This is a genomic window from Amycolatopsis sp. DG1A-15b (genome assembly GCF_030285645.1).
GTDB lineage: Bacteria > Actinomycetota > Actinomycetes > Mycobacteriales > Pseudonocardiaceae > Amycolatopsis.
In genome coordinates this window covers 9,253,792-9,280,211 of sequence record NZ_CP127296.1, presented here as the reverse complement: position 1 = coordinate 9,280,211, position 26,420 = coordinate 9,253,792, and the positions used below count along the sequence as shown (strand labels likewise).

26 protein-coding genes and 1 pseudogene are annotated in these 26,420 nt (G+C 70.8%); 12 read left to right on the top strand and 15 right to left on the bottom strand.

All coding sequences use genetic code 11. The features are described 5' to 3' along the window. Positions 1-80: 80 nt before the first annotated feature. Genes QRY02_RS43195 through QRY02_RS43185 form a run of 3 tightly spaced genes read left to right on the top strand, consistent with a single transcriptional unit; the run spans position 81 to position 2,712 of the window. Positions 81-917: a CPBP family intramembrane glutamic endopeptidase gene (locus QRY02_RS43195; protein ID WP_285988461.1), complete on the top strand. Its 837-nt coding sequence runs from the start codon at positions 81-83 to the stop codon at positions 915-917. Further along, positions 914-2,056, top strand: a complete 1,143-nt coding sequence (locus QRY02_RS43190; protein ID WP_285988460.1) for a sensor histidine kinase — start codon at positions 914-916, stop codon at positions 2,054-2,056. Before QRY02_RS43195 ends, QRY02_RS43190 begins: the two co-directional genes overlap by 4 nt. After that, on the top strand, positions 2,053-2,712 hold the full coding sequence (locus QRY02_RS43185; RefSeq protein ID WP_285988459.1) for a response regulator: 660 nt from the start codon (positions 2,053-2,055) through the stop codon (positions 2,710-2,712). Before QRY02_RS43190 ends, QRY02_RS43185 begins: the two co-directional genes overlap by 4 nt. Positions 2,713-2,752: 40 nt before the next feature. Here QRY02_RS43185 and QRY02_RS43180 read toward each other — a convergent pair whose 3' ends face one another. Beyond that, positions 2,753-4,252, bottom strand: coding sequence for an MFS transporter (locus tag QRY02_RS43180; protein ID WP_285988458.1), 1,500 nt, complete (start codon positions 4,250-4,252; stop codon positions 2,753-2,755). A 119-nt stretch (positions 4,253-4,371) separates the two neighbouring features. Here QRY02_RS43180 and QRY02_RS43175 point away from each other — a divergent pair, with 119 nt between their 5' ends. Next, positions 4,372-5,037, top strand: coding sequence for a TetR/AcrR family transcriptional regulator (locus tag QRY02_RS43175; protein WP_285988457.1), 666 nt, complete (start codon positions 4,372-4,374; stop codon positions 5,035-5,037). Position 5,038: 1 nt separating this feature from the next. Here QRY02_RS43175 and QRY02_RS43170 read toward each other — a convergent pair whose 3' ends face one another. Both QRY02_RS43170 and QRY02_RS43165 read right to left on the bottom strand, forming a co-directional pair. Continuing rightward, a complete protein-coding gene (locus tag QRY02_RS43170; RefSeq protein ID WP_285988456.1) occupies positions 5,039-6,895 on the bottom strand; it encodes a HEAT repeat domain-containing protein in 1,857 nt (618 codons plus the stop codon). Positions 6,896-6,934: 39 nt separating this feature from the next. Continuing rightward, positions 6,935-7,129, bottom strand: coding sequence for a PspC domain-containing protein (locus QRY02_RS43165; RefSeq protein ID WP_285988455.1), 195 nt, complete (start codon positions 7,127-7,129; stop codon positions 6,935-6,937). Between the two features lie 252 nt (positions 7,130-7,381). On the opposite strand from QRY02_RS43165, the gene QRY02_RS43160 reads away from it, so the two are divergent. Continuing rightward, positions 7,382-8,287, top strand: coding sequence for a hypothetical protein (locus QRY02_RS43160; protein WP_285988454.1), 906 nt, complete (start codon positions 7,382-7,384; stop codon positions 8,285-8,287). A 43-nt stretch (positions 8,288-8,330) separates the two neighbouring features. Here the strand turns inward: QRY02_RS43160 and QRY02_RS43155 are convergent, their stop codons facing one another. The 6 genes from QRY02_RS43155 to QRY02_RS43130 all read right to left on the bottom strand — a co-directional run bounded on the left by QRY02_RS43155 (position 8,331) and on the right by QRY02_RS43130 (position 14,728). Continuing rightward, positions 8,331-9,512 carry an ABC transporter ATP-binding protein gene (locus QRY02_RS43155; protein WP_285988453.1) on the bottom strand — a complete coding sequence of 394 codons (1,182 nt, stop codon included), beginning with the start codon at positions 9,510-9,512 and terminating at the stop codon, positions 8,331-8,333. A 4-nt stretch (positions 9,513-9,516) separates the two neighbouring features. Further along, on the bottom strand, positions 9,517-10,356 hold the full coding sequence (locus tag QRY02_RS43150; protein WP_285988452.1) for a carbohydrate ABC transporter permease: 840 nt from the start codon (positions 10,354-10,356) through the stop codon (positions 9,517-9,519). Then, positions 10,356-11,327: a carbohydrate ABC transporter permease gene (locus QRY02_RS43145; protein ID WP_285988451.1), complete on the bottom strand. Its 972-nt coding sequence runs from the start codon at positions 11,325-11,327 to the stop codon at positions 10,356-10,358. The genes QRY02_RS43150 and QRY02_RS43145 overlap by 1 nt, the downstream gene beginning before the upstream one ends. After that, entirely contained in the window at positions 11,324-12,646 is a 1,323-nt protein-coding gene (locus tag QRY02_RS43140; RefSeq protein ID WP_285988450.1) for an ABC transporter substrate-binding protein, read from the bottom strand. The genes QRY02_RS43145 and QRY02_RS43140 overlap by 4 nt, the downstream gene beginning before the upstream one ends. Positions 12,647-12,890: 244 nt before the next feature. Next, positions 12,891-13,418, bottom strand: coding sequence for a YflT domain-containing protein (locus tag QRY02_RS43135; protein ID WP_285988449.1), 528 nt, complete (start codon positions 13,416-13,418; stop codon positions 12,891-12,893). A 113-nt stretch (positions 13,419-13,531) separates the two neighbouring features. Further along, entirely contained in the window at positions 13,532-14,728 is a 1,197-nt protein-coding gene (locus QRY02_RS43130; protein WP_285988448.1) for an acyl-CoA dehydrogenase family protein, read from the bottom strand. Positions 14,729-14,869: 141 nt separating this feature from the next. On the opposite strand from QRY02_RS43130, the gene QRY02_RS43125 reads away from it, so the two are divergent. Continuing rightward, complete coding sequence (locus QRY02_RS43125) at positions 14,870-15,265, top strand: DUF4190 domain-containing protein (RefSeq protein WP_285988447.1); 396 nt, start codon at positions 14,870-14,872, stop codon at positions 15,263-15,265. Positions 15,266-15,293: 28 nt separating this feature from the next. Next, positions 15,294-15,998 (top strand): DUF4190 domain-containing protein, encoded by a 705-nt coding sequence (locus QRY02_RS43120; RefSeq protein WP_285988446.1) that lies wholly within the window; start codon positions 15,294-15,296, stop codon positions 15,996-15,998. Here QRY02_RS43120 and QRY02_RS43115 read toward each other — a convergent pair. Beyond that, the gene (locus tag QRY02_RS43115) at positions 15,995-16,873 is read right to left on the bottom strand and encodes a slipin family protein (RefSeq protein ID WP_285988445.1); all 879 of its coding nucleotides are present in this window, start codon (positions 16,871-16,873) and stop codon (positions 15,995-15,997) included. The two genes, QRY02_RS43120 and QRY02_RS43115, sit on opposite strands and share 4 nt — an antisense overlap. A gap of 93 nt (positions 16,874-16,966) precedes the next feature. Here QRY02_RS43115 and QRY02_RS43110 point away from each other — a divergent pair, with 93 nt between their 5' ends. From QRY02_RS43110 to QRY02_RS43090, 5 genes and pseudogenes are all read left to right on the top strand, one after another. After that, positions 16,967-17,878 carry an aminoglycoside phosphotransferase family protein gene (locus tag QRY02_RS43110; RefSeq protein WP_285994085.1) on the top strand — a complete coding sequence of 304 codons (912 nt, stop codon included), beginning with the start codon at positions 16,967-16,969 and terminating at the stop codon, positions 17,876-17,878. Between the two features lie 10 nt (positions 17,879-17,888). After that, positions 17,889-19,166 carry a magnesium transporter MgtE N-terminal domain-containing protein gene (locus tag QRY02_RS43105; RefSeq protein ID WP_285988444.1) on the top strand — a complete coding sequence of 426 codons (1,278 nt, stop codon included), beginning with the start codon at positions 17,889-17,891 and terminating at the stop codon, positions 19,164-19,166. Next, the gene (locus tag QRY02_RS43100; RefSeq protein ID WP_285988443.1) at positions 19,159-19,659 is read left to right on the top strand and encodes a DUF1003 domain-containing protein; all 501 of its coding nucleotides are present in this window, start codon (positions 19,159-19,161) and stop codon (positions 19,657-19,659) included. Before QRY02_RS43105 ends, QRY02_RS43100 begins: the two co-directional genes overlap by 8 nt. A 10-nt stretch (positions 19,660-19,669) precedes the next feature. After that, positions 19,670-20,815 (top strand): Mrp/NBP35 family ATP-binding protein, encoded by a 1,146-nt coding sequence (locus QRY02_RS43095; protein WP_285988442.1) that lies wholly within the window; start codon positions 19,670-19,672, stop codon positions 20,813-20,815. A 251-nt stretch (positions 20,816-21,066) separates the two neighbouring features. Next, positions 21,067-21,613, top strand: a pseudogene (locus tag QRY02_RS43090) (IS30 family transposase); the annotation flags it as partial. Between the two features lie 39 nt (positions 21,614-21,652). On the opposite strand, the gene QRY02_RS43085 reads toward QRY02_RS43090, so the two are convergent. The 5 genes from QRY02_RS43085 to sigE form a co-directional block, all read right to left on the bottom strand. Beyond that, positions 21,653-22,063: a GNAT family N-acetyltransferase gene (locus tag QRY02_RS43085; protein ID WP_285994084.1), complete on the bottom strand. Its 411-nt coding sequence runs from the start codon at positions 22,061-22,063 to the stop codon at positions 21,653-21,655. Between the two features lie 47 nt (positions 22,064-22,110). Then, the gene (gene tatB / locus QRY02_RS43080; protein WP_285988441.1) at positions 22,111-22,533 is read right to left on the bottom strand and encodes a Sec-independent protein translocase protein TatB; all 423 of its coding nucleotides are present in this window, start codon (positions 22,531-22,533) and stop codon (positions 22,111-22,113) included. A 77-nt stretch (positions 22,534-22,610) separates the two neighbouring features. Continuing rightward, positions 22,611-24,128 carry a S1C family serine protease gene (locus QRY02_RS43075; RefSeq protein ID WP_285988440.1) on the bottom strand — a complete coding sequence of 506 codons (1,518 nt, stop codon included), beginning with the start codon at positions 24,126-24,128 and terminating at the stop codon, positions 22,611-22,613. Positions 24,129-25,136: 1,008 nt separating this feature from the next. Further along, complete coding sequence (locus tag QRY02_RS43070) at positions 25,137-25,787, bottom strand: anti-sigma factor family protein (protein WP_285988439.1); 651 nt, start codon at positions 25,785-25,787, stop codon at positions 25,137-25,139. Next, a complete protein-coding gene (gene sigE, locus QRY02_RS43065; protein ID WP_387047090.1) occupies positions 25,784-26,410 on the bottom strand; it encodes an RNA polymerase sigma factor SigE in 627 nt (208 codons plus the stop codon). The genes QRY02_RS43070 and sigE overlap by 4 nt, the downstream gene beginning before the upstream one ends. Positions 26,411-26,420: the final 10 nt, after the last annotated feature.

Here is a 26,420-nt window from a genome sequence, read left to right as displayed (position 1 = left end):
GTGACGATTCCCGGCCGCCGGCTCCCTAGCGTTCAGCACAGCCGCGGGACATCGGCCGCGGATTCGGCGAAGGGGTTCTCATGAGGCTCGTCTGGCAGCTGCTGGCCGTTGCGGCGGTCGCGTTCATCGGCAGTCAAGGTATCGCCGTGGTGGGCGCGAATCCCTGGCTCACCTTGGTCATCGGCGTCCTGACCGCGGTGGCCGGGGTCGCCGTCTACCGGTGGGTGGTGCGGCGGACCGAGCACCGGCCGGTCACCGAGCTCGCTCGGCCGGGTGCCGGGCTCGCGGCCGGTCGCGGGGTGCTGATCGGGATCGCGCTCTTCGGAGCGGTCATCGCGAACATCGCCCTCCTCGGTGACTACGAGGTCCGCGGCTGGGGCACCGTGGCGGGCGCGGCGGGCCTCGTCGGCTTCATGGCCGCCGCCGCGGTGACGGAGGAGCTGCTGTTCCGCGGCGTCCTGTTCCGGATCGTCGAGGAACGCACCGGCACCGGGATCGCCCTGGTGCTGACCGGGGTGCTGTTCGGGCTTTCGCACCTGTTCAACCCCGACGCGACCCTGTGGGGGGCCATCGCCATCGCGATCGAGGCCGGTGGCCTGCTGACCGCCGCGTACGTCGCGACGCGCAAGCTGTGGCTGCCGATCGGCCTGCACTTCGGCTGGAACTTCGCCGGGGCCGGGATCTTCGGCACCGTGGTCTCCGGCAACGGCACCCCGCAGGGACTGCTGGACGCCGTGACGTCCGGGCCGTCGATCGTCACCGGCGGCGCCTTCGGTCCGGAAGGAAGCCTGTACTCGGTGCTGTTCTGCGTCCTGGCGACGACCGCGTTCCTGTGGCTGGCCCGCCGGCGCGGCCACCTGATCCCGCGCCCCAAGCGCGCCGAGCGGGTCGACACCGTCACTACACTCGCCCCGTGATCGATCACCGGCGGCTCCTGGCGCGCTGGCGCCGGGTGGACCCCGTGCTCCGCGATCTCCTGCTCGGCTTGCTGTTCCTGGCATCGGCGTTCGTGCCCGCGCTGCGGAACCACGGGACGGAGCTCGGCGGCCTGCCGACACGCCCCTTCGATGCACCGGCCATCGGGGTGCTCCTCCTCGAAACCCTCCCGCTCGCCGTGCGCAGGCGGTGGCCGGTGCTGTGCCTCGCCCTGGTCTCGCTCGGCTTCGCCCTCGACCAGCTCCGCGGCTACCACTCGGCCGCGGGCACCGCGCTGGCCGTGGCCCTGGTGAGCGCGGGCGCCTACCTGGACCGGCGCCGGCGCACCACCGCGCTGCTGTTTTCCGCGGCGTACGTGCTGCTTGCGGTCGTTCTCTTCCGGTTCGGGTCCGAGCCGGTGGTGGAGTTCGGCACGTTCTACCTCCTGCTGGTGTTCGCGTGGGGCATCGGCGCGTGGCTGCGTTCCACCCGGGTGGCGGAAGCGGATCGCCGCCGTCGCGTCGCCGAGGACGCGCTCGCCGCGGAACGCACCCGCATCGCCCGTGAGCTCCACGACGTCGTCACCCACCACGTGACGGCGATGGTCGTGCAGGCCGAGGCAGCCCGGTACCTGACCGCCGCACCGGACCGGCTCGACGGGACGCTGACCGCGATCACCGACACCGGCCGGCGGGCCATCACCGACCTGCGGCACCTGCTCGACCTGCTCAACCCCGACCACGGGCCGGAGACCAGGACACCGTCCCCCGGCGGGCTCCTCGCGCTCGTCGAGCACGCCCGTCAGGCCGGGCAGCCGGTGGAGTTCACCGAGGAGGGCACGCCCGCGGAGTCCGCCGGCAGCGCCGACCTGGTGGCCTACCGGGTCGTGCAGGAAGCACTGACGAACGCCCTCAAGCACGCCCGTGGCAGCCGCACCTCGGTGGAGGTGCACCACGGCGAGCGCGAAATCGCCGTGGCGGTCAGCACGGCCGGTTCCGGGAGCACATCGCCCGGCGGGAGTGGCCGCGGTCTCGCCGGGCTCCGGGAACGAGTCGGCGTCCTGGGCGGCGATTTCAGCGCGGGCCGCGACGGCGCCGGGTTCACCGTGTGCGCCCGGATCCCCACCGGGAACCCGTCGTGAGCGCGCCGATCCGGGTCCTGGTCTGCGACGACCAGATGCTGATCCGCACCGGGCTGGTGACCATCATCGGCGCCCAGCCCGGTTTCGAGGTGGTCGGCGAGTGCGGGGACGGGCGGGCCGCGGTCGACCTCGCCGGCCGGCTGCACCCGGACGTCGTCGTGATGGACGTGCGCATGCCGGTGCTCGACGGCATCGAGGCCACCCGCCTGCTGGCCGGGGCCGGGGTGCCGCACCCGGTCAAGGTGCTCGTGCTGACGACGTTCAACCTCGACGAGTACGTCTACGAAGCGCTGCGCGCGGGCGCGAGCGGGTTCCTGCTCAAGGACGCGCCGCCGGACCGGCTGCTGCACGGGATCCGGACCGTGGCCACCGGCGCGGCGCTGCTGGACCCGGACGTGACGCGCCGCCTCGTCGGCCGGCACGCCGCCCGGATCCGGCCCGTCCCGGGCGCCGCACCGGAGGTCCCGCTGACCCCCCGTGAGCTGGAGGTCCTGCGGCTGCTCGCCGACGGCCTCTCCAACAGCGAAATCGCCGAACGGCTCGTGATCAGCCAGGAAACCGTCAAGACGTTCGTGTCGCGCATCCTCACCAAGCTGGACCTGCGCGACCGCGTCCAGGCCGTCGTCTACGCCTACCGGCACGGCTTGGTGACGTGAACGGGCCTCCCCGGCAGGAGGCCCGTTCACGCGACCGGAACTACATGTGCACGGCGCCGGGCGCCGCCTCGCCCTTCGGAACGCCCGGGCGCAGCAGCAGGCCGCTGAGCACCGCGCCCGCCACGTAGATCACCGCGGCCCAGGTGAACGCCGTCGTGTAGCTCTCGATCGACGCCTCGGCCGCCAGCTGCGGCGTCGGGGTCTTGCCCGCGATGTAGGCCGCTGCCGCGTTGCCGGCCAGCGTGCTCAGCAGCGCCGTGCCGATCGAACCGCCGACCTGCTGCATCGTGTTGACCGCGGCCGACGCGACGCCCGCGTCGTGGGCCTCGACGCCGAACGTCGCGACGCTCATCGCCGGCGCCATCGCCAGCCCGATGCCCAGGCCCATCACCAGCAGCGGGCCGAGGACGCCGGAGGCGTACGTGCTGTCCAGGCCGATGCCGCTCAGCCAGAACAGGCCCGCGGCGGCGACCGCCATGCCGGTCGGCACCAGCGGCCTCGGGCCGAACCGCGGCAGCAGCACGGCCGTCGCCGTCGTGGCCGACAGCATCAGCGTCGCCACCATCGGCAGGAAGCCGAGGCCGCTCTGGATCGGCGTGAACTGCAGGTTCTGCTGCACGTAGAACGTCAGGAACAGGAAGATCGCGAACATCCCGATGGCGAGCAGGAACATCGCCAGGTACGAACCGCCGCGGTCCCGGTCGAGCAGCACGCGCAGCGGCAGCAGCGGGTGTTCGACGCGCTGCTGCAGCCAGACGAACACGCCCAGCAGCACCACACCCGCGGCCAGGAAGCCCCAGACCGACACCGAAGACCACGAGTCCGACTCGGCGTTGGCGAAGCCGTAGACCAGGGCGAACAGGCCGGCCGACGCCGTCAGCGTGCCCGGCAGGTCGAGCTTCGGCCGCGGGCCGGCGTCCTTCTGGTTGCGCAGCAGCACCGAGCTGCCGGCGAACGCGATGACGGCGAAGATGATGTTGACGAACATGCACCAGCGCCAGTCGAGGTACTCGGTGAGCACGCCGCCGAGCAGCAGCCCGACCGCCGCGCCGCCACCGCCGATGGCACCGAACACGCCGAACGCGCGGCCGCGCTCCTTCGGGTCGGTGAACGTCGTGGTCAGCAGCGAAAGCGTGGCGGGCGCGAGCAGCGCGCCGAACACGCCCTGTGCCGCCCGGGCGACCAGCAGCATCTCGATGTTGGTCGCGAAGCCCCCGAGCGCGGACACCGCGGCGAAGCCGGCCAGGCCGACGAGCAGCGCGTTCTTGCGGCCGAAGAGGTCCGCGATCCGCCCGCCGAGCAGCAGCAGGCTGCCGAACGCGAGCGCGTACGCCGTGACGACCCACTGCCGGGCGTCATTGGAAAAGCCCAGGTCGAGCTGGGCCGAGGGCAGCGCGATGTTCACGACGGTCGCGTCCAGCACGACCATCAGCTGCGCGATGCCGATCATCACCAGGATCAGCCAGCGTCTGGCGTGGTGGGGGTTTGCGCCGGCGCGCGCGTCCCCCGGCGGCGCGACGGCGAGTGTGGACTCGGGCATGGAGTGTCCTCACAGAAAGTGATCAAAAGACTATGTGGAGTAGATATCTCCCCTTACGCGTCCCAAGGTACACAAGAAGCGGAGAGGCCGCCTCTACTTCAAGAGCTAGACTGGACGGCATGGCACGGGACGCTGGTCCCGCCGCACCGGCGCGGCCGCTGCGGCGTGACGCTGAACTCAACCGCCGTCGCATCCTCGCGTCGGCCCGCGAAGTGTTCGGCCGGCGCGGGCTCGAAGCCACGCTGGACGACATCGCCCACCACGCCGGCCTCGGCGTCGGCACGGTCTACCGCCGCTTCCCCAGCAAGGAACACCTGGTCGAAGCGATGTTCGCCGAGCGGATGGCGGAAATCGGCGACCTCGCCGTGGAAGCGCTGAAGGCCGATGACGCGTGGCAGGCGTTCGTCGACTTCACGTGGAAGGCGGCCGAGCTGCACTCCGCCGACCGCGGGCTGCGCGAAATCATGCTGTCCAACAAGTTCGGCCACGAGCACGTCGCCGAAAAGAAAGCCCGCATGGTGCCGTTGATCACACAGCTCATCGAGCGCGCCCAGGCGGCCGGCGGGTTGCGGCCGGACTTCGCCCCTTCGGACATGGCGATCGTGCACATGATGATCGGCTCGGTGGTGGAGTTCACGTGCGCGGTGGACCCGGGCCTCTGGCGGCGGTCCCTCGCCATGCTGCTCGACGGGCTCCGCGCCGAGCCCGGCACGCCGTCGGCGCTGCCCCACCCGCCGCTCGACGAGCAGGAGATCGAGGAAGCGATGTCCTGCTGGCGCCCCTGACTCAGGCGCAGTTCGCCAGGGCCCGGGCGACGTCCCGGCGGAACGCCCGCTCCCGGCGAATGTCGCCGCTCAGGATCTGCCGCTCTTCCACGGCCAGGATCCGGCGCAGCACCGGAGCCGCTTCCGCGGGCAACGGCCCCAGCTCCGCCAGCCCGCGCACCGCCGCTTCCTCGGCATCGTAGGCCTGCTTCGGCTTCATTTCGGCGAGTACGCCGAGCAGCACCGGCACCGCTTCTCCGGCGTCGCCGGTGAGGCGGGCCAGCGCGCGAGCGACCGCCACCTCTCCCTCCGGCCAGGAGCGATCGAACGCCCGCAGGGCCGGGACGTGGTGCGCCGCGGCCGAGCCCAGCGCCGCGAGCCGCTCGACCGCGGCCCGTTCACCTCGGGCGAGCCCTTCGGCCAGGAGTTCGTCGGCGGCCGCCTGGTCACCGCCCAGGACGGCGAGGGCGGTCGCGGCGGCGCCGCGGGCGGCCCACGGCAGCGGCGTGCGGTGGGTGGCCTCGGCGAGCGCGGCCAGCACCTGCTCGTCGGCCACGCCCAGTACCGCGAGGCAATCGGCGCTCCACTCCACGACCCGCGGATCATCGGAGCCGAGCTTCGGCGTCAGGTCCTGCGCCGCCGGGGCGGCCGCCGGACCCCAGTCGGTCAGCAGACGCGTCACCTGCAGAACGACCGCCGAACCGCCCTGCCGCAGGAGGTCACCGACCCAGGGCAGCACCTCGTCGGCGAATTCCGGTGCGTGCCCGAACAGCTCGCGCAGGTTCGGCACGTCGCCCTGCGGTGTCGGGAACCATCCCGAGCCGATGAGGGGCCGTTCGGCCCGCATCCGTTCGGTGCACAGGGCCAGCAGCGGCGCCACCGCTCGGCGATCCCGCAGTTTCAGCAACGCCCACAACGCCATGTCGCGTACTTCGGCGACGATGAGAGTCCCGATCTTTTCCGCCGGGGCCGCATCGTCGATCAGCGCGAACAGCCGATCGGCGTACCCGGCCGCAGCCGGTGCGAGATCCGCGAGCCGGGCAGCGGCCACGCCCCGCTCGGACGTCTCCAGCAACCGGCCGAACACCGGAACGAGCGCTTCGGCCATCGGCGGCCGGTCGCCGGCGAGCTCGCCGGCGACGTACAGCACCGCGGTGCTGAACGCCGGGTTCGCCGTCAGCGCGAGCAGCACCTCCGTCTGCTGCTCCGGGGCCAGGGGTTCGACCGCCCACCGCAGGAGGTCCGACGAGCTGTCGATGCCGTGCAGGCCTTCGTAGGGGGTCGGATCGCCGCACAACGCGTCGACGAGCCGGTCCGCCGGGACTTCGCCGGTGATCCGGGCGATCGACACCCACGCCGCGACGGCGAGCGCGGCCTCGTTCGCCTGCCCGGCCAGCCACGGCAGCACGCTTTCGCCGCCCAGCTCCCCGATCGCGACCACGAGCCCGGCGCGTACGGCTTCGGCCTCTTCCCGGCCGAAGCGGTCGAACAGGGCGTCCAGCACCGTCCCGGGCTCCGGCGCCTCCGCCAGTGCGAGGGCAGCGGCTCGCCGGACCGCGTCGGCCGGGTCGTCCAGCAGGGTGATCAGCCGCGGGACGGCGTCCGCCCAGACCGCGGGCCAGCGCTCGTCGACCGTCGCCGCACGGGCGGCGCGCGCCACCATCTCGACGATGTAGAGCACCCGGAAGCGTTCCGGGGCTTGCCGATCCTCGACGTACCGCAGCACTTCGGGCGCGGCGTCGGAAGCCGACGGCAGCCACTGCCCCGGCTCCATCTGCAGCGCGCCGGCCAGCTCCAGGAAGCCCATGAGCGGTTCGCCTTCGACCAGCTCGCGGAACGCGACGTCCCAGGACTTCCGCTCTTCCCCCCACTGCACCACCACCGCAGCCTAACGAGCTTTCGCTTTCCCGCCCACGGCTTACTCGGACGGGATGACCGCCCACATGATCAGGTAGGCCACGAACTGCGGCCCGGGCAGCAGGCAGGACAGCACGGCCAGCAGCCGCACGGTGCCGGGCTTCATGCCGTACCGCTGCGCCAGGCCCGCGCAGACGCCGCCGATCATGCGGCCGTGGCGGGGGCGGGACAGCCTGCGGGTGACCGGTGCGCTCATCGTCGTTTCCCTTTCCTCGAAGTTCGATACCTCCACTCCACCACCGGAGTACCCGCTTCCGCATCGCTCGCGGGATGGATCGCTCCCTTAGGGGACGGCAAAAGCGAAAATCGTTCAGGACGTCGGGGAAACCCGCACACACGCTCCGAAATCCGCCTGAACAGCCGGTTCGCCCGGGGCAATCCGGAGAATATTGAGAGATGTCCCCGTCAGGGCTGGTTTTTCCGCGCGATGTGGTGATACTTGCACCCCGTGTACCCGCGTCCGAAAAGCTTGGCCGTCGCGATGCTCTGCGCCCTCCTCGCCGGTGGGTGCGCCACCACCCAGGCCGCGCCCGAGCGGGATTCCGGGCCCACCCCGCTGACCGCCGCCGGCGCGCTCGGCGACTTCGGGGACGTCGACTACTGCAGCCTGCTGAACGTGCCCGAAGTGGCGCCCGGCGCGGTCGCCGTCCCGACGTTCGAGAGCTGCCACGCCACCGCCGGCCCGCGCACGATCCTCGTCGGGCCACTGGCCTTCGACTCCGACCCGAACATCAAGCCCTACGACTACCCCGGGCCGGTGCCCGAGGGCGTCGCGGTCCAGCAGTCGATGTTCAACGACCGCAGCGCCTGCACCCGCGCGATCACCTTCGCCGACGGCAACCGGCTCGACCTCTCGGTCACCGACGACGCGGGCGACCAGGCCGCCCGCTGCGAGGTGGCGGACGCCGCCGTCGGTTCGGCGCTGGCCGCGATCACCGCGCACAAGGTCGGCCGGCTGACGTTCCCGGACCGCTCATGGGGCCGGGTGGCGCCCTGCGCCCTGCTGGACAACCCCGACCTCGACGCGGCCGCCGGCCCCGGCAGCCAGCCGGCGACCGGGCTGTCCGGGCACAGCTGCATCCGCGGCAAGGTGAGCCTGAAGCTGACGGTGGAGACGGCGGCGCCGGACGGTCCGTCCGAGCAGCTCGGCGGCCGCGACGCCCATATCCGCGCGGCTGACGCGTTCTGCCTGGTCGACACCACCCAGCCGGCCCCGGGTCTGCCGGGGCACCGCGAGCTGGCGGAGATCAGCGTGGTCGAAACGGCCGGCACGGCGGGCGACGGCACGTGCGCACTGGCCCGGAGCGCGGCGGCGGTGATCCTCCCCCGCCTCCCCACCCCCGGACAGCCGTGAAGGCCACCCCGGTTTCCCGGGATGGCCTCCACGAACTCCGGGCTCAGTCCTCGTAGGTGAGGTTCTTGCCGTTCGACGGGTCGAACAGCTTGATCTTGTCCGCGTCGTACCAGACCTCGAGGTCGGCGTTCTCCGCCGCCGACGACTCCGCCGAAAGGCGCGCCACGACCTGGGACTCCCCGCCCGGCACGTCCGCGGACCCGCTGTCCGCGGCCAGTTCGGCCAGCTCCGCGGCGGTGGCGGCTTCGCCCTCCAGCGTGAAGTGGGCGAACTTCTCCGAGCCCATCGACTCGAGCACGTCGATGTGCGCGGTGAACGTGCCGCCGCCCGTCTTCTGCCCGGCCTCGACCAGCGCCGCGTCCGCGAAGTGCTCCGGCCGGATGCCGACGATGACGTCGCGGGGCGCGTTCGCCCGCTCCACCAGCTGCCGGACGCGGTCGGTCAGCGGCGTGGTGCCCAGCGCGCTGCGCAGCTCGTTGTTCTCCAGCGTCGCCGGGACGAAGTTCATCGACGGCGAGCCGATGAACCCGGCCACGAACAGGTTCGCCGGGTTGTCGTAGAGGAACTGCGGCGAGCCGATCTGCTGCACGTACCCGGCCCGCAGCACCACAACCCGGTCGCCCAGGGTCATGGCCTCGGTCTGGTCGTGCGTCACGTACAGCGTCGTCGTGCCGAGCTGCTTCTGGATCTTCGACACCGACGTGCGCATCTGGCCGCGGAGCTTGGCATCCAGGTTGGACAGCGGCTCGTCCATCAGGAACGCCTTCGGGTTGCGGACGATCGCCCGGCCCATCGCGACGCGCTGGCGCTGGCCACCGGAGAGGTTGGCCGGCTTGCGGTCCAGGTGCGCGGTCAGGTCGAGGATCGTCGCCGCTTCCTCCACCTTCGCCCGCACGGTCTTGTCGTCGACCTTGGCCAGCCGCAGCGGGAAGGCCATGTTCTCCCGGACGCTCATGTGCGGGTAGAGCGCGTAGGACTGGAACACCATCGCGATGTCCCGGTCCTTCGGGGCCTTCTCGTTGACGCGCTGCCCGTCGATGCGCAGCTCGCCGGAGGTGATGTCCTCCAGCCCGGCCACCATGTTCAGCATGGTCGACTTCCCGCAGCCGGACGGGCCGACCAGGACGAGGAACTCGCCGTCCCCGATGGTCATGTCCACTTCGGACACCGCGAGCGCGCCGTCGGGGTACTTCTTCGACACCTTGTCGAGCACGATCTCTGCCATAGCGCTACCCCTTCACCGCACCGGAGGTCAGCCCCGCCACGATGCGACGCTGGAAGAACAACACGAACACAATGATCGGGATGGTGATGACGACCGCGGCCGCGCTCACCTGCCCGGTCGGGTCCTCGAACTGCGAGGCCCCGGTGAAGAACGACAGCGCCGCCGGCACCGTGCGCGACGCCGTGGTCGACGTCAGCGAGATGGCGAACAGGAAGTCGTTCCAGCAGAAGATGAACACCAGGATCGCCGTGGTGAACACGCCCGGCGCGGCCAGTGGCGCGATCACCCGGCGGAACGCCTGTGCCGGCGTCGCGCCATCCATCTTCGCCGCCTTTTCCAGTTCCCACGGGATCTCCCGGAAGAACGCGGACAGCGTGTAGATCGACAGCGGCAGCGCGAACGTGATGTAGGGCAGGATCAGCCCCGGCCACGTGTCGAACAGCCCGATGTTCCGCTCGATGTTGAACAACGGCGTCACCAGCGACACCTGCGGGAACATCGCGATCAGCAGCGACAGCCCGACGAGCAGCTGCTTGCCGGGGAAGTCGAGCCGGGCGACCGCGTACGCGGCCATCGTGCCCAGCACCACGGCGATCAGCGTCGAGATGATCGCGATGCCGATCGAGTTGACCAGCGCCAGCAGGAACTCCGACGTCTGGAAGATGTCCGCGTAGTTCTGCCAGGTCCACGCCTGCGGGATGAAGCTCCCGTCGGTCAGCGTGTCCTTGGTCTTGAACGACAGCGAAACCACCCAGAGCACCGGCACCAGCGCGAACACCAGCACGAGGATGTCGACGAGGCCCCACCTGACCTTGCGGCCCGTCGTGACGGTTCCCATCGCCATCAGCGCTTACCCCCGTTGTCGGATCCGGGTGCGGCGGTGCCGAACACCTTGATGAAGAGGAAGGCGATGATCGCCACCGTGATGAAGATCAGCACCGCCATCGTCGACCCGATGCCGAGGTTGAGCCCCTTCACCAGGTTGTCGTAGGTCTGCATGGACACCGATCCGGTGTCCTGCGCGCCGTTGGTGAGCACGTAGATGTTGTCGAAGATGCGGAACGCGTCGAGCGTGCGGAACAGCAGCGCCACCAGGATGGCCGGCTTCATCACCGGCAGCATCACCTTCGTGAACCGCTGCCACGCGGTCGCGCCGTCCATCGCCGCCGCCTTGAGCAGGTCGTCCGGCACCAGCGCCAGGCCGGCCATCAGCAGCAGCGCCATGAACGGCGTGGTCTTCCACACCTCGGCGCCGATGATGATGAACAGCGACGGCCACTGTTCGGTCAGCGGCGCCGCGTCGGACGCCAGCATGTTCGCCAGGTACCCGGTCTTCGGCGTCCACGCGTAGTACCACGAGAACGCCGCGACGACCGTGACGATGCCGTACGGGATCAGCGCGACGGTGCGGACCAGGCCGCGGCCGACGAGCGTCCGGTGCATGATCAGCGCCAGCGCCATGCCGAGCACGAACTCGATCGCCACCGACACCACGGTGAGGAACATCGTGGTGCCGAACGCCGTCCACCAGTACGAGCTGGACAGCACGGCGGCGTAGTTGTCGAAGCCGATGAACTGCTGCTGCGCCGGGAACCGCAGGTCGTACCGCTGCAGCGACAGCCAGACCGAGTAGAGGATCGGGTAGCCGGTGACCGCGATCATCACGACGAACGCGGGTGCGCACAGCCACAGCCCGAGCCGCCGCTCGGCCTTCTTCCCTTCGGAGAGGGCGGGTTTGCCCTTCTTGCCGGCGGTCGCCTCCCCGGCGACCGTGGCCCCGGCGGTGCCGGCCGGGGTCGAGTCCTGGACGGTCACGGGATCACTCCCTTCGACTGGAGCGCGTCACCGAGCTCCTCGCGCAGTTTGTCCGCGGTGGCCTTCGGATCGATTTCGGACGGCGGCGACAGGACCTTCGACATCACCGTCGACATGTTCTGGTACGCCGGGGTCAGCGGCCGCACCGCGGCGGTCTTGAGCGCGGCGAGGATCGCTTCGCGCATCGGGTACTGGCTCGCCATGTTCGGGTTGTCGGCCGACGCCGGCTTCCCCGGATCGAGCGGAACGTCGTTGTGGTACACCGATTCGATGCTCGGCGGCACACCGTCGTTGATCGCGGAGATCTTCTGGCTTTCCGGGCTGCGCAGGCACAGCGCCGCCTCGAACGCCTCCGGCTTGTGCTGCGAGTAGGTGCTCACCGCCAGGTCGAACCCGCCGATCGTGGTCCGGGCGGGCACGCCGGGCGCGGCCGCCGGGTAGACCGCCCACTTGAAGTGCGGGAGGTCCGCCTTCTTGTCCTTGGCGTAGGCGGCGTAGACGTACGGCCAGTTGAGCTGGAACGCGGCCTGGCCGCGCTGGAACGCCTGCCGGATGTCGTCTTCCTTCATGTTGCTCAGCGACGGGTCGGTGAGCCCCGAGGTCGACACCTTCTTGAGCAGTTCCAGCGCCTTCACGGCGCCTTCGTCCATCACCACGGACTTGCCGTCGTCGGACAGGATGTGCCCGCCCATCGACGCGACCAGCGTGTTGTAGAAGACGACCAGGCCTTCGTACTGCGCACCGGTGAACACGATTTCGTAGGGCTTGCCCTGCCCCTTGAGCTCCTGGGACTTCTGCATCATTTCGTCCCAGGTCGCCGGCGGCTTCGGCGTCACCCGGTCGTCGTACCAGAGCAGCTGCACGTTGGTGTTCTTCGTGGCCGCGTACAGCTTCCCGTTGTGGGTCGCGGTGTCGAGCGGCCCCGGCAGCACGCCTTGGGACGCCTCCGCCTTGTTCGCGCCGGTCCATTCCTCGGCCCAGCCGGCTTCGGCGAACTCCGAAACCCAGGTGACGTCGAGCCCCAGGATGTCCATGGCGGTGTCGCCCGCGGCCAGCCGGCGCGCCATCTGCAGCCGCTGGTCGTCCGACCCGCGCTGCAGCTTGTTGTAGATGATTTCGTACTTCCCGGCCGCCTTCACGTTGCAGGCGTCGACAACTTTCTGGAAGTTGTCCTCGGGCGACATGTAGATGTTGATCTTCATCCCGGAACTCGTCCCGCACCCGGCCAGCATGCCGGTCACCAATGCCCCTGCCCCCAGCAGGATGGCGGTGCGGCCGGGCGAACGTCCTCGTTTGCCCGCGCCGATCCTCTTCCCCATAAGGCCTCCTCACCCGCGTGCACGCCGGTTACCGCGGCACCCGGTGGGCACCGCGACGCGATGAGGCGAAACCGCGCCAGCACCCCGACGTGCTAGTGCTCGGGCCGCCGCGCTGGTGGGGCGAGGCCGCCCGACTGGTGTCGGCCAACTTATGCCGGGCGATCACACCCCGCAAGCAGTATCGGTAACGATTCAGCGCACCGCGCGTCGAATCGTGATTTTTCCCTGGTAGGGGTCGGGTTTCTCAGGGGTTCGCGGACGGCGGTTTGAGCGCCAGCTTGGCCAGCAGTTCCCGGCCCTGTTCGGCCGAGCGCGGCTGGCACAGGACGTCGTAGCGGCCGGCGACGAGCTGGCTCGCCGAGGAGAAGTCCCGGCGGCGGCCCCGCGACGTGCTGTACCCGATCGCGGCGAACATCAGCCCGGACAGCACGCCGAGCACCAGCCCGGTGAGCACCTGCAGCACGAACCCCTGGTTGACGAACAACCCGAGCAGCAGCCCCGCGAACAGGCCGAACCAGGCCCCGGACACCGCGCCGGTGCCGAGCACGCGGCCCCAGCTGAGCTTGCCGATCACGCGCTCGACGAGCATCAGGTCGACCCCGACGATCGTGACGTCGCCGACGGCGAACTCGCTGTCGGCGAGGAAATCGACCGCCTTCTGCGCCTCGCCGTAAGTCGCGTACGACCCGATCGGCCAGCCGGTCGGCGGGGTCGGCAGCCGCGGCAGGCCACCAGGCGCCCGCCCCCCGCCAAAGGGACTACTCACCATCATCACCTGCGCACTCGTGGGTCCGGGCGTCCATCTTGTCAAGAACACCCGGACCGTGCGAGCCGCTTACCCCGAAAGGCCGGGCGGTCGTTTGTCGACAGAGCGACAAACGTCGTTCAGGACCGCGATTTGTACTCCCGCAGCAGTCCCCGGCTGATGATGGTCTTCTGGATCTCGCTGGTGCCTTCGCCGATCAGCAGGAACGGCGCCTCACGCATCAGCCGCTCGATCTCGTACTCCTTCGAATACCCGTAACCGCCGTGGATGCGGAACGCGTCCTGCGTGACCTCCGCGCAGTACTCCGACGCGATCAGCTTCGCCATCCCGGCCTCGACGTCGTTGCGCGCGCCGGAGTCCTTGAGGCGGGCCGCGTTCACCATCATCAGGTGCGCCGCCTCGACCTTGGTCGCCATCTCGGCCAGCTTGAACGCGACGGCCTGGTGCTCGGCGATCGCCTTGCCGAACGTCTTGCGCTGCTGGGCGTACTCCACCGCGAGCTCGAACGCCCGGATCGCGATGCCGCAGGCGCGCGCCGCGACGTTGACGCGGCCGACCTCGACACCGTCCATCATGTACGCGAAGCCCTTGCCCGGCGCCTCGCCGAGCACCATGTCGGCGCCGATCTTGTAGCCGTCGAAGACCGCTTCGGTCGTGTCGACGCCCTTGTAGCCCATCTTGTCGATCTTGCCGGGGATGGTCAGACCGGGCGCCACCTCGCCGAAGCCCTCCGGCTTCTCGACCAGGAACGTGGTCAGGTTCTGGTGGGGCTTCTCGGCGCCTTCGTCGGTCTTCACCAGCAGCGCGATGAGGTTCGACGAGCCGCCGTTCGTCAGCCACATCTTCGAGCCGTCGATGACGTAGCCGTCATCGGTCTTCTTGGCCTTCGTCTTGATCGCGGCGACGTCCGAGCCGAGATCGGGCTCCGACATCGAGAACGAGCCGCGGACCTCGCCGGTCGCCATCCGCGGCAGGAAGTGCTGCTTCTGCGCCTCGGTGCCGTGGCGGGAGATCATGTGCGCCACGATGAAGTGGGTGTTGATCACGCCGGACACGCTCATCCAGCCCCGCGCGATCTCCTCGACGACCAGCGCGTAGGTCAGCAGCGACTCGCCGAGCCCGCCGTAGGACTCCGGGATGGTGATCCCGAACAGGCCCATCTCCTTCATGCCCGCGACGATGTCGGCGGGGTAGGTGTCGGCGTGCTCGAGCTCCTGCGCGTGCGGGATGACCTCCTTGTCCACGAACTGGCGGACGGTCGCGAGGATCTCCGACTGCACGTCGGTCAGGCCGGCGGTCTGGGCGAGACGGGCCATCACGGCTCCCTTTCCGGAGTAGGACGCCGCTCCCGGCGCTGGGTTACCGGTGAGTATGACCGGAAAGCCGTCACCCTGCTATGAGGGCGCTCACGCTCAGCGGGTCCGGCCCCGTAAAGTGCGGCGGGGAGGGGAGAGATCATGACTTACCCGCAGGACCCGAACAACCCGTACGGCCAGCAGTACCCGCCCTCGGGCGGCTACCAGCAGCCCGGTTACGGCCAGCAGTACCCGAGCGGCGGCTACCCGCCGCAGTACCAGGGCTACCCCGGGACGCCAGGTCCGCCGCGAGAAGGTTCGGGCCTCGCGGTCGGCGCGCTGGTCTGCTCGATCCTCGGCATCTTCCTGTGCGTGCTGGTGACCGTCGCGGGCATCATCATGGGCCACATCGCCTACGGCAAGGCCAAACGCGGCGAGGCCGAGGGACAGGGCGTCGCGATGGCGGCGATCGTCATCGGGTACGTCGGGATCGCCCTGGGCATCGGCCTCACCATCCTGTTCATCTCGATCGCCGCCGCCAACGGCGCCTTCCACTGAGCGCCGGCTCGCACCGAGGGGACCCGTCATGACCGACCCGTCCGGGGACAAGGACCGCCCGGTCGCCGACCCGACCGTGGCGTACGACCCGCCGCCGGCCGCGGACCAGGCACCGTACGAGCCGGAGAACTACGACCCGCCCTCCCCCGACGCCACGATCGCCGCGGCGGTGCCGGCGGACACCGCGGACACGACGGTCGCCGAGACCCCGGCCACCGAGGCTCCGGCGACCGAGACCCCGGCCGCCGGGACGCCGGTGGCGGCCGAGGCAACCGTCGCCCCGGAGCAGCCCGGTCCGCTGCCGCCCGGCGCGTACGAGACCCCGGCCGCCTACATCCCCGGCACGCCGTTCGCCGCCCCCGGCGAGCCGCAGCCGGTGTACCAGCCCACGTTCCAGCAGACCCACCAGCAGCCCTACCCGCCGGCGTACGGGCGCCCCTACGCCGCGCCGGCGCCGTTCGGGCAGCCGTACCCGGGACAGCCGCGCGCGCAGGACAACGCGCTGGCGATCGGTGCCCTCGTGTGCTCGATCCTCGGCTTCTGCTCCGGCATCACCGCCCTCGCCGGGCTCATCATGGGCCACATCGCGCTGAGCAAGACCAACCGCGGCGAAGCGGGCGGCCGCGGGCTGGCCACGGCCGCCGTGATCGTCGGCTACGTCGTGATCGCGCTCTGGGTCGGCTTCATCACCACCCTGATCATCCTCGGCTCGAACGGCTACCTGAGCAGCTAGTCCGCCGACGGCAGCACCGCGTCGCCGGGGCTGCGCGGCGACGGCGCCGGGTGGCCGTTCACCTCCGGCTTCGCTTCGGCCGGTTCCGGCTCGGCCTCGGGTTTCGGCGCCGGGACGGCCGGTTTCGGCGTCTGCGCGTCGAGGAACCGCAGCAGCTCCACCGGGAACGGCAGCACGAGCGTCGAGTTCTTCTCCGACGACACCTGCACCACCGTCTCGAGCAGCCGCAGCTGCAGCGCCGCGGGCGTGTCGGCCATCTGCGCGGCCGCCTGCGACAGCTTGTACGACGCCTGCAGCTCGCCGTCGGCGGAGATGACGCGCGCGCGCCGCTCCCGCTCCGCTTCGGCCTGGCGCGACATCGAGCGCTTCATCGCCTCCGGGAGCGCGACGTCCTTGATCTCGACGCGGTCGATGTGGATGCCCCAGTCCAGCGCCGGGCTGTCGATCATCAGCTCCAGGCCCTCGTTGAGGCGCTCGCGGTTGGACAGCAGGTCGTCGAGCTCGCTCTTGCCGATGATCGAGCGCAGCGACGTCTGCGCGACCTGGCCGACCGCCGACCGGTAGTCCTGCACGTTGACCGCCGCGACGACCGGGTCGATGACCTTGAAGTAGACGACGGCGTCGACGCGGACCGTGACGTTGTCGCGGGTGATGCCGTCCTGGGCGGGGATCGGCATGGTCACGATCTGCATGTTGACCTTCTGGAGCCGGTCCGCGAAGGGCACCAGCACCTTGAGGCCGGGTTCCGCGACCCGCGACCGCACCCGGCCGAACCGGAAGACCAGACCGCGTTCGTACTGCTTCACGACGCGCACGCTCGACGCGAGCCAGACTCCGCCCGCGAGGACGACGGCGCTGAGGATCTCCACCAGCATGACTGCTCCCGGGGTTGCGTTTTCCCCTTGAAAACCCAGCGTACGCCCGCCGGGAAGCTGACGAAACGCACTGGACACGGCGGCCAGGCTGGGGTGGTGAGCGACCTCCGCATCCCCCCGCTGTTCGCCGCCCGCGCGCCCCGGGTGCTCGGCGACGGCGCCGTCCCGTGGCTGGCCGCCCTGCCGGAGCTCGCCGCGGAGTACGCCCGGAAGTGGGGCCTGACGTTCGAGGGCGAGGCGATGCACGGCTACGTCGGCGTGGTGCAGCCCGCACGGCTGCCCGATGGCACGCCGGTGGTGCTGAAGCTGGGCTGGCGACACACCGAATCCGCCGACGAGCCGCTCGCACTGTCCACATGGGCCGGTCGGGGTGCGGTGCTGCTGCTGGATTCCGCACCGGACGACGGCGTCCTGCTGCTCGAACGGCTCGACGCCGGGCGCACCCTCGACGACCTGCCGCTGCGGTCGGCGCTCCCGCTCATCGGCGGCCTGGCGCAGCGCTTGGCCGTCCCCGCGCCGGCGGCGATGAGCCGGCACCTGCGATCCGAGGCGGCCCGGCTGACCGGCGAACTCCCCCGCCGCTGGGCCGAACTCGGCGAACCGTTCGACCGGCGGCTGGTCGCCGACGCCGTCGCGATCTGCCGCGAGCTCGGGCCGTCGGCGGGTGAACTGCTGGTGAACGAGGACCTGCACTTCGAGAACGTCCTGGCCGGCTCGCGGGAGCCGTGGCTGGTGATCGACCCGAAGCCCCTGGCCGGCGACCTCGAGTGGGGCGTCATCCCGCTGTTCTGGAACCGCTTCACCGAGTCCACATTGGACGAGCGGTTCGCGCTGATCGTCGCTTCGCACGAGCTGGACGCCGAGCGGGCCCGTGCCTGGACGCTCGTGCGGGCCGTGCAGAACTGGATCTGGATGCTCGAGGAGTACGAAGAGTCCGGCGAAGACAGCGATGACCCCGCCTTTCTCACAGTGGCGGAAATCGCTCCATGGGCAGCGAGCCGATAGTGTCAGCGACATGGCCGGGGTCAACAGGGTTTTCGCAGCTCAGCTGTCCGGGTTGCCGGTGTTCGGCCCGGACGGCGAGTCGATCGGCCGCGTCCGTGACCTGGTCGCCGGGCTGCGCCTGGACGCGCAGCCGCCGCGAATCCTCGGCCTGGTCGTCGAGCTGAGCACCCGGCGGCGCGTCTTCGTCCCGATGCTGCGCGTCACCTCCATCGAGCCGTCCGCCGTGACGCTCGCCACCGGCTCGGTCAACATGCGCCAGTTCAACCAGCGGCCCAACGAGGTCCTGGTGCTCGGCCAGCTGCTCGACGCGCACGCCACCCTCGCCGGGTCGGAGACGCGGATCACCGTCGTCGACGCCGGGATGGAGCCGACCCGCACCCGCGACTGGGTCCTGGCCAAGCTCGCCATCCGCGAACGGCGGGTGGGGCTGGGCCGCCGCCGCTCGCCCATGCAGGTGCTGCCGTGGTCGGAGGTGGCCGGGCTCGGCCTGACCGACCTGACCGGCCAGCCCCAGGGCGCCGGCCAGCTGCTCATGTTGTTCGACACGATGCGCCCGGCCGACATCGCCGCGACCGTGCGCGACCTGCCGCTCAAGCGGCGGCACGAGGTCGCCGACGCGATGGACGACGAGCGCCTCGCCGACGTCATCGAGGAACTGCCGGACGACGACCAGAAGGAACTGCTGGCCTACCTGGCCGAGGAGCGCGCGGCCGACGTCCTGGAAGCGATGAACCCCGACGACGCGGCCGACCTGCTGGCCGAGCTCGCCCCGGCCGACCAGAGCCGGCTGCTGGAGCTGATGGAGCCGGAGGAGTCGGCGCCGGTCAAGCGGCTGCTGGAGTACTCGTCGGACACCGCGGGCGGCCTGATGACGCCGGAGCCGGTGGTGCTGACGCCGGACACGACGATCGCCGAGGCGCTGGCCCACATCCGCAACGCCGAGCTGCCGCCGGCGCTGGCCAGCATGGTGTTCGTCTGCCGGCCGCCGACCGCGACGCCGACCGGGCGCTACGTCGGCGTCGTCCACTTCCAGCGGCTGCTGCGGGAGCCGCCGGCGGAGCTGGTGGCCAGCGCCGTGGACACCGGGCTCCCGCCGCTGAAACCGGGGGCCTCGCTGGCCGAGGTCACGCGGTACTTCGCGGCCTACAACCTGACCTGCGGGCCGGTCATCGACGCCGAGGACCACCTGATCGGCGCGGTGACCGTCGACGACGTCCTCGACCACCTGCTGCCCGAGGACTGGCGGGAGACCGGGCTGCACGACACCTTGGAGGAAGACCGTGCCTGAGCTGACTTCGGGACGGCGGCTCGACCAGCCCCGCGGCCAGAACCGGTTCAGGCTGAACATCGACCCGGACACGTTCGGCAGGCTGTCCGAGCGGCTGGCGCGGTTCCTCGGCACCGGGAAGTACCTGTTCTGGCAGACGCTGCTCGTCGTCGTCTGGGTCGTGCTGAACATCACGGCGGTCTCGCTGCAGTGGGACCCGTACCCGTTCATCCTGCTCAACCTGGCGTTTTCGACGCAGGCGGCGTACGCGGCGCCGCTGATCCTGCTCGCGCAGAACCGGCAGGACGACCGCGACCGCGTCTCCCTGGACGAGGACCGCAACCGCGCGGCCCAGACGAAGGCGGACACGGAGTACCTGGCCCGGGAACTGGCCGCGCTGCGCCTGGCGGTCGGTGAGGTCGCGACGCGCGACTACCTCCGCAGCGAGCTCGACCGGCTCCGGGAGGACCTGTCCATCCAGCCCAGGAAGTCCCGCACCCCTACCGGTACGTAACATGGACGGGGTGACCAGTACGCAGCAGCTCCCCAGCGTCGATGACGTCCGCAGCGCGCTGAAGAGCGTGCAAGATCCCGAGATCCGGAAACCCATCACGGACCTGGGGATGGTCAAGGACGTTGTCGTCGGTGACGACGGCGTGGTCACGGTCGGGATTTACCTGACGGTGGCCGGCTGCCCGCTCAAGGCGACGCTGACCGCGGACACGCAGGCCGCCGTCTCGAAGCTCCCGGGCGTGGCCGACGTCCGCGTCGAGCTGGACGTGATGAGCGACGAGCAGCGCACGGAGCTGCGCAAGTCCCTGCGCGGCGACGCGGCGGAGCCGGTGATCCCGTTCGCCCAGCCGGGCTCGATGACCCGGGTGTACTGCGTGGCGTCGGGCAAGGGCGGCGTGGGCAAGTCGTCGGTGACGGTGAACCTGGCGGCGGCGATGGCCGCGCGCGGGTTGTCGGTGGGTGTCGTGGACGCGGACATCTACGGCCACTCGATCCCCCGCATGCTGGGCGCGCGCGAGAAGCCGACGAAGGTCGACACGATGATCATGCCGCCGCAGTCCCACGGCGTGAAGGTCATCTCGATCGGCATGTTCACCCCGGGCAACACCCCGGTGATCTGGCGCGGCCCGATGCTGCACCGGGCGCTGCAGCAGTTCCTGGCGGACGTGTTCTGGGGCGACCTGGACATCCTGCTGCTGGACCTCCCCCCGGGCACCGGCGACATCGCGATTTCGGTGGCCCAGCTGATCCCGAACGCGGAGATCCTGGTGGTGACCACCCCCCAGCAGGCGGCGGCCGAGGTGGCCGAGCGAGCGGGCGCGATCGCGTTGCAGACGCGTCAGCGGGTGGCCGGCGTCATCGAGAACATGTCCTGGCTGGAGCAGGCGGACGGGTCACGCCTGGAGCTGTTCGGGTCTGGTGGCGGCGCGACGGTGGCTTCGTCGTTGTCGAAGTCGATCGGCTCGGAGGTACCGCTGCTGGGCCAGGTCCCGATGGACCCCAGGGTGGTGACCCAGGGCGACGCGGGCACGCCGATCGTGCTGTCCGAGCCGGAGGCACCGGCCTCGGTGGTCCTGAGCGACGTGGCGAAGAAGCTCTCGGTCCGGGCGCGCGGGCTGGCCGGGATGATGCTGAACGTGACGCCTGCCGGTCGCTGAGCGGCCCCACCGACGACCAAACTCCCCCGCCCTCGGCGGTGGCCTACTTTGCCCTGGTGGAAGCAGGGAAGCGGGTCGGGGTCAACTACCGGACCGCCAAACGCTGGCGCGCCGAGGCAGCCCAGGCCGCGGCGGCTCCGTCGGCGCCGGCGGAGGTGTCGTCACGATTTCTCAGCCTGCAGGAGCGGGTCCGGATCGCCGACCGGGTCCGCCAGCCCGGGATCTGGCTGCGGGCTATCGCGGCCGAACTGGGACGGCCGGAGTGGCAGGTGTGCTGCGAAACGATCTACCAAGCCCTGTATGTGCAGGCCCGGGGCGGGCTGCGGCGCGAGGTCGCCGGGTGGCTGCGGACCGGCCGCATCAAGCGGCGGCCCCATGAGCGCCCGGATCAGCGGCGGCCGCGGCTGGCCACCCCGATGGTGATGATCAGCGACCGGCCACCGGAGGTGGCGGATCGGGCGGTGCCCGGGCACTGGGAAGGCGACCTGATCATGGGTGCCACAACCGCTCAGCGATTCGGCACGCTGGTCGAACGCACCACCCCGCTACGTGATGCTGCTGCACCTGCCTGAGGGCTACACCCCGCCCCCTGGTCCGGGATGCCCTGATCGCCAAGATCGCCACGCACCCTGGCAACGCGGGTCCAACGAGAACACCAACGGCTTGCTCCGCCAGTACTCCCCCAAAGGCACCGACCTCTCGATGCACACCGCCGAACACCTCGACACCGTCGCCACCGAACTCAACGACCGGCCCAGAATGACCCTCGACTGGCAGTCTATCGGGCCTGCCCGACGGAACACCCGAAAAGGCCGCTGCCCACCCGGCTTGTCCACATCACGGCTGCCCTGTGGACGGCCGGGCATCGCGCCGGTAGCTGTAGTGGATGAGGCCCGCGTTGAGCCTGGCCACCTGGTCGTACAGCGCGCGAGCCGGGGCGTCTTCCAGCGTGTTCCAGTACAGGCCCGGAAAGCCCTGCTCCTCGGCGTCCCGCGCCACCCACTCGATCATCGCCCTCGCCACGCCCCGGCGACGAGCCGCGGCGTCGACGAACAAGTCCGCCAGGTAGCACTTCCCCGCGTACCAGACGCTCGCGTGGAACAGGTAGTGCGCAATCCCCACCACCTCGCCGTCCATCCGGGCGGCGATGCCGCGGATCCGCTCGTCGTCGAACAGGCGCCGCCAGGTGCGTTCGTAGGCTTCGTCGCTGCGTAAGACGTCGAAGTACGCGTCCTTGCCACGGGCCAGGACTTCCCAGCGGACGCGGTCGGGTTCGGTGAGGAAACCGATGCGGACTATGTCGCGTCCGGGTCGATCGGCGGGCGCTCGCCCGGCTTGAGCGGCTCCGGTGCGGATTGGGTTTGCCCGGCCAGGTAGCCGTTCGAGCCGTTGGTCCCGTTGGCCGGCGTGCTGCTGCCGTTCGTGATGCCCTTCAGGCCGAGCGGGTCGGCGTCGCCGTCGAAGAGGTGCTGTGTCACGACCCGCTTCGGGTCGAAGTTCCGCAGTCCGCGGAGGTCTTCCAGCGGCTTGCGCAGCTGGTCGAACTCCGGGCCCATCTCTTCGCGGAGCTGCTCCTTCGCGCCGGTCGCGAAGTCGCGGACCTTCTTCACGCTCTTCGCGAGCCAGGACGCCGCTTCGGGAAGCCGTTCCGGGCCGAGGATGAACAGACCGGCGATGATGAGGACGAGGATCTCCCCCCATCCGACACTGTCGAACACCCGTCTACCTCCACTCGGAACCTACCCGCCCAGGGTACCCGCCACCCGCCGCGCTCCGGCAGGCCGAACGCGGGAACTCAGTCGGAAGCCAGGGTTACGTCCACGACGAAGCTCGCGCCGTCGCGCGCCAGCGACACCGGGACCACTTCGCCGACGTCGTGCGCGCGGACCGCGACCGTCAGTTCCGCGGAGTCGCGGACGAGCCGGTTGCCGATCTTCGTGATCACGTCGCCCTCCTTGATGCCCGCGTTCGAGGCCGGGCCGCCGGGCGCGACGTTCTTCACCTGGGCACCCATCGTGGACGAGCCGGCGACCGTCGACGACGCGTTGATGCCGATGTCGGCGTGCTGGACCTTGCCGTCCTTGATCAGCGCCTTCGCGATCTTGATCGCGTAGTCGCTCGGGATGGCGAAGCCGATGCCGATGCTGCCGCCGTCCGCGCCCGCCGAGCGGATCGACGAGTTGATGCCGACCAGCGCGCCGGTGGAGTCGACGAGCGCGCCGCCCGAGTTGCCGTGGTTGATCGCGGCGTCGGTCTGGATGGCTTCGTAGGTGACCGGCGCGGCGCCGTTGTCGCCGCCCGCGGTGATCGGCCGGTTCAGTGCGCTGACGATGCCGGCGGTCACCGAGTTCTGCAGCGCCAGCGGGGAGCCGATCGCCATCACGGTGTCGCCGACCTGCAGGTCCGCGGACTTGCCGACCTGCAGCACGGTCGGGTTGGTGACGTTGACCTTCACGACGGCGAGGTCGGTCTTCTGGTCACCGCCGACCAGCTTGGCCTCGGTGCGGGTGCCGTCGATGAAGACGGCCGTGACCCTGACGCCGGGGTCCGCGGCGGCGGAGGCGATGACGTGTTCGTTGGTGAGGATGTAGCCCTGGGGGTCGATCATGACGCCGGAGCCCTGCTCGCCGGACTCGGCGCCGGGCTTGAACACCTCGAGCGAGACGACGGCGGGCGCGACGCGCTTGGCGATCTCGGCGACGGACCCGGCGGGGCGTTCCTTGCCGGCCTCGGCTTCGGCGATGGTGGCGGAGCCGGTGAGCTCGGTACCGGTGTCGGCGACCCACCAGCCGACGAGGCCGCCGGCCGCGCCGACGAGCAGCGCGACGACGCCGAGCAGGACGAGCGCCTTCGGCTGCACACGCCGCCCGAAGAGCACCTCGGGCAGGCTGAGCAGCGCGCCGGGCGGCCGTTTGGCGGGCTTCGCCTCGTCCTCGGCGGCCATGGCGGGCCCGGCGAGCACCGCGGCGGCCCCGGGATCACGCCAGGGATCACGAGTACCGGTCCACAGGGGCGGTTCGGCGTCCGGCACGTCACCGGTGGCTTCCCGCGGCCGTTCGAGCAGCACACCTTCGGCCCCGGGCGGCCGCCGGAAGGCCTCGGCGAGCGACTCGGGCGCGGGCGGGGCGAGGTTCACGCCGTTGGTCTTCGGTGGCGAGTAGAGCTTGTCGAACGCACCATCAACCCCCTGCGGCCTGCCGAACACGGCGGCCTGCGCCGGATCGACGGCCGGCCGCGCGAGCGGCCGCGGGCCCAGCCGATCGGCTTCGCGCGCGTCGGGCTGCTCGGGATTCTCGTTCGGCTCGGTCATCATTCCCCGGTGCAGAAGATCAGGTGGCTGGGCGTGACGATACCCAAGCCCAGTGCTCCGAGTCTGCCGGTCCAGGGGTGAAGTGGCTGTTTCTTGAGCCACTTGTCCACAGGGCCACGGCGATGTGGACAAAACGGCCTGGAGGGGCTTTGAACGGGGCTTTTCGTCAGAGGGTGGCGATAGGCTGGACTAGGGCACGGCCCTGCCGGACACCTCGACCCGACTGGTGTCGTGGTCGCCGCCTCCACACCCGGCTCCCCGCACTGCCCTGGCCACAGGTCCCCGCCACACCAGCACCGGGACCGGGCACGGACGCCTATAACAACACACCGTCGAAGTCCTGCCAGCCACCACGACCTCGGCTTCCCCCTCGACCACACAGGTTTTCCCAGATCACCCGCTACCGCACCAGCCGCAACGACACCGGCTACGGCGTCACCAACCTGCCGAACCCCTGCCCAGAGAGTGCGGGGCTGCGCTGGGGCCGGGGCTGCACTGCGCGAGGCCGCGTTGGGCGAGGCTGCACTGGTGTGAGACTGCGTTGGGACCGGTCGGCGGGAGTGAGCAGCCAAAGCTTTCCTGCCGCTCGCTCAACCTGGCCTCCAGCCGAGCGAAGCGGAACCCGCATTGGAGCATGCCCACCCGGCTCCCCGACCCCGCGGCCAGCCGAGCCTCCGGCCCAGCGAATCGGAACTCGGGCGCCGCAGCCTGACCTGCCGCCAAGCGGCAGCTCGAGCCCGGGGACTCAGGCGCCGGAGCGGCCCGCCGACGGCCCATCGGGCCCCCGGCTGAGCGAGCCGGAACTCAGGTCCTGAAGCATGTCCACCCGGCGCCGGGCAAACTCCGCAGCCGAAGCTGGCCGGGGCCTCTCGGCTGGCGTGGGGAGCCGAAGCTGTGCCCCGCACTGCGCAGGTCCGCCGTCAACGCCGGGGCGCGCCATCACCACCGGCACAGGACGGGACACACCGAAGGCCGCCGCGAAGGGGATTCGCAGCGGCCTTCACAGTTCACTCAGCGGATGCCCGCCGGCACCGCCACCGGGGTTGTGCTCGCCGGGGTCGAGAGCGGGGCCGGTTGCTGAGGCACCGCCATCTGGGCCGGCAGGAGGTTCGCCGGCTGCGGTGCTCCGCCGCCCGTCTCCGGGGATCCGTCGCCGTCCGCCGAGGTCCCCACCAGGGCCAGCGCGCTCAGCACCAACCCCGACACCACCACGCCCGCCCCCTGCGCGGCGCGGCGCTTGAAGCGGCCGCCGCCGAGGACGTTCGGGGACTGGCCAAGCGGGGCCGATGATCCCAACGGCGCCACACCACCCAGGACGCCCGAATCGCGCAGGCCCGCGACCCGGTCGGGGCGCTGGACCGCGACCAGCTGGCCGTCCGCCGTGATCGCCAGGTTGTCCGGGGTGCTCGGCAGGTCCGTGTGCTGCGGGATCGACTGGAGGCTCGCCAGGAAGCCCGCCGACATCGACGGCGCCCCCGCGTGGCGGATCGCCTCCATCGTCTGACGCTGGGCGCGCACCTCGGCCGCGCACGCCGGGCAGCGGGTGATGTGCGACGCCGCGCGGTCGCGTGCGCCGTGGGAAAGCTCGCCGTCCACGAACGCCACCACGACGTCCGGCAGCAGGTGCGACTCGGGGAGTGCCCAGCCTCGCGGTGCGGTCATACCGTCACCTTCGCAGACTGCGGTGCGTGAGCGCGACGACGCTCGAGCGACGCGCGCAGCGCCTGACGCCCGCGGTGGATGCGGCTGCGGACCGTGCCCAGCTTGACGTTCAGCGTCGCGCCGATCTCCTCGTACGACAGCCCTTCGACGTCACACAGCACCACGGCGGCGCGGAACTCCGGGGGCAGCTCGTCGAGCGCCGCCTGCAGGTCCGGGTCCAGGTGCGTGTCCGAGTAGACCTGCTCGGGGCTCGGGTCGTCACCCACGATGCGGTCGGTGTCCTCGGGCAGGCCTTCCATCCGCACGCGCGAGCGGCGGCGGGCCATGTCCAGGAACAGGTTGGTGGTGATCCGGTGCAGCCAGCCCTCGAACGTGCCGGGCTTGTAGGACGCCAGCGAGCGGAAAACCCGGATGAAGGTCTCCTGCGTGAGGTCCTCGGCGTCGTGGGTGTTGCCGGTCAGGCGGTAGGCGAGCCGGTAGACGCGGTCGCCGTGTTCGCGCACGACCTCGTCCCAGGACGGCGGCGTCCACGCCTCGTCATTCAGGGACACCGTGTCCAAGGTCACGGGCTTGGCCCCGGTGTCGGCAACGGCGTTCTGCATCGCGGGAGCAGGCACCTCCATCAGCGTTTCT

Coding starts and splice junctions, on each gene's coding strand:
- QRY02_RS43075 (WP_285988440.1), bottom strand. CDS start 24,128: ATGATGACCGAGCCGAACGAGAATCCCGAGCAGCCCGACGCGCGCGAA.
- QRY02_RS43070 (WP_285988439.1), bottom strand. CDS start 25,787: ATGACCGCACCGCGAGGCTGGGCACTCCCCGAGTCGCACCTGCTGCCG.
- QRY02_RS43180 (WP_285988458.1), bottom strand. CDS start 4,252: ATGCCCGAGTCCACACTCGCCGTCGCGCCGCCGGGGGACGCGCGCGCC.
- QRY02_RS43150 (WP_285988452.1), bottom strand. CDS start 10,356: ATGGCGATGGGAACCGTCACGACGGGCCGCAAGGTCAGGTGGGGCCTC.
- QRY02_RS43135 (WP_285988449.1), bottom strand. CDS start 13,418: ATGATGGTGAGTAGTCCCTTTGGCGGGGGGCGGGCGCCTGGTGGCCTG.
- QRY02_RS43195 (WP_285988461.1), top strand. CDS start 81: ATGAGGCTCGTCTGGCAGCTGCTGGCCGTTGCGGCGGTCGCGTTCATC.
- QRY02_RS43140 (WP_285988450.1), bottom strand. CDS start 12,646: ATGGGGAAGAGGATCGGCGCGGGCAAACGAGGACGTTCGCCCGGCCGC.
- QRY02_RS43120 (WP_285988446.1), top strand. CDS start 15,294: ATGACCGACCCGTCCGGGGACAAGGACCGCCCGGTCGCCGACCCGACC.
- QRY02_RS43105 (WP_285988444.1), top strand. CDS start 17,889: ATGGCCGGGGTCAACAGGGTTTTCGCAGCTCAGCTGTCCGGGTTGCCG.
- QRY02_RS43175 (WP_285988457.1), top strand. CDS start 4,372: ATGGCACGGGACGCTGGTCCCGCCGCACCGGCGCGGCCGCTGCGGCGT.
- QRY02_RS43155 (WP_285988453.1), bottom strand. CDS start 9,512: ATGGCAGAGATCGTGCTCGACAAGGTGTCGAAGAAGTACCCCGACGGC.
- QRY02_RS43130 (WP_285988448.1), bottom strand. CDS start 14,728: ATGGCCCGTCTCGCCCAGACCGCCGGCCTGACCGACGTGCAGTCGGAG.
- QRY02_RS43125 (WP_285988447.1), top strand. CDS start 14,870: ATGACTTACCCGCAGGACCCGAACAACCCGTACGGCCAGCAGTACCCG.
- sigE (WP_387047090.1), bottom strand. CDS start 26,410: ATGGAGGTGCCTGCTCCCGCGATGCAGAACGCCGTTGCCGACACCGGG.
- QRY02_RS43165 (WP_285988455.1), bottom strand. CDS start 7,129: ATGAGCGCACCGGTCACCCGCAGGCTGTCCCGCCCCCGCCACGGCCGC.
- QRY02_RS43115 (WP_285988445.1), bottom strand. CDS start 16,873: ATGCTGGTGGAGATCCTCAGCGCCGTCGTCCTCGCGGGCGGAGTCTGG.